The sequence below is a fragment of the Candidatus Obscuribacterales bacterium genome (assembly GCA_036703605.1).
Classification (GTDB): Bacteria; Cyanobacteriota; Cyanobacteriia; order RECH01; family RECH01; genus RECH01.
In genome coordinates, this window is sequence record DATNRH010000095.1 from 1 (window position 1) to 1,620 (window position 1,620).

Consider the following 1,620-nt stretch of genomic DNA (forward strand, 5'->3'; position numbering starts at 1 on the left):
TGAATGATCCCGGTCATTTCCTTGCCTTCAATAACGGCATTTCGGCAACTGTGGAGTCGCTTTCGTTGGTGCAGTGCCGTGATGGGGGGCAGGCCATTTCAAGCCTCACAGGCCTCCAAGTAGTGAATGGAGGTCAAACAATGGCCTCTATCCATAGGGCCAAGGACCGTGACAAAGCTGATCTTTCCACGGTGAGTGTGCAGGCCAAGATTACCGTGATCGAGCCCGACAAAGTGGAGGAGTTGGTGCCGATGATCAGCCGGTGCTCAAACACACAAAACAAGGTCAATGAGACAGATTTCTCTGCAAATCATCCCTTTCATGTCCAGTTTCAGGAGCTTTCCGAGCGCGTCTGGCTACCTGGTGAATCCAGTCGATGGTTCTACGAACGAGCCCGTGGACAATACGAAGTGGCGCGAAATCGTGAAGGGCGCACACCTGCAAGACTCAAAAAATTCGACCTCAGAACCCCCAAATCTCAAAAACTCGACAAGACGGTACTGTGCAAGGCATTGAATGCATGGGATGAGAAGCCGGATGTGGTAAGCCGCGGGGGGCAGAAATGCTTTGTGGATTTCATGTCAGCTCTCAGCCGTAGAGGCTCCACATGGTTGCCAGACGAGGATTATTACAGGGACGCGATCGCTAAAGTAATCCTTTTCAAGAGAGCCGAGAAGATTGCCCGTCAGATTGCGTTCGATGCATACAGGGCAAATGCGGTGGCCTACACACTGGGACTACTAGCATATCGGTGCTGTGGCAGACTCGATCTTGATGATGTCTGGGAGTCCCAAGATGTTCCCCATGAAGTTGAGGAAACGATGCGCAGCTGGATGCCAGAGGTGCATGCTGAAATTGTGGAATCTGCTGGTGATCGCAATGTCACTGAGTGGTGCAAAAAAAAGGAATGCTGGGCGCATATCCAAGCCCTTGGTTTGGAGCCTGAGGATGGCCTAGCGGCCAAGTTGCAGGGCGCTCAACCTATGCCTACTGTGGGTCGCCACAATGCCAAGAGATCGAAGCGAAAACAGGCAGCGCCCAAACCATTGAGCCCGGAGGAGCGCGAACGCCAAGCCAAAGTTATGAAACTAGGAACGGATGAATGGCAGCGGCTGGTTGCATGGATGAGAACAAAGAGCGAATATGCAGGCTTTCCGACAAACGTTGCCTCCACCATTCTAGGTTATTGTGCCTCTGGATGGCAAAATGTGCCATCACCTCGGCAGACAGCCCCTTTGGTCGAGTTTATCGATGCGTGGCAGGAGTCATGCGATGAGGAGGATGAATCAAGTGATGCCCCCTGATTGTCCGCGCTATGAGCAAGGGGCGACACCGGAAATTAAGGCACGTGAATAACAGGAAAGTTCATCAGAAATGCATTTCTTCCTGGATCAGCCATTGGGCGTTTCTATGATCATTGTTTATGGGGAGTAAGGCGGATAATAGAATTCCAGTAATCGATCTGTTTGCCGGGCCAGGAGGTCTCGGCGAGGGATTTTCTCGCTATCCCTTTGGGGATGATTCCAAGTTCCGTATTGCGTTGTCTGTGGAAAAAGACGGAAACGCTATACAGACCCTCAGACTTAGAGCCTTCTATCGGCACTTCCCATCAGAGGAGGT

Annotated in this window: 2 protein-coding genes; both read left to right on the plus strand. The window is 51.7% G+C overall.

The annotated features are described in order from the left end of the window. Positions 1–1,304, plus strand: a 1,304-nt coding sequence (locus tag V6D20_02050; protein HEY9814580.1) for an AIPR family protein, incomplete at its 5' end; no start/stop codon positions are given. 119 nt (positions 1,305–1,423) lie between these two features. Then, a partial coding sequence (locus V6D20_02055; GenBank protein HEY9814581.1) for a hypothetical protein occupies positions 1,424–1,620 on the plus strand: 197 nt, incomplete at its 3' end.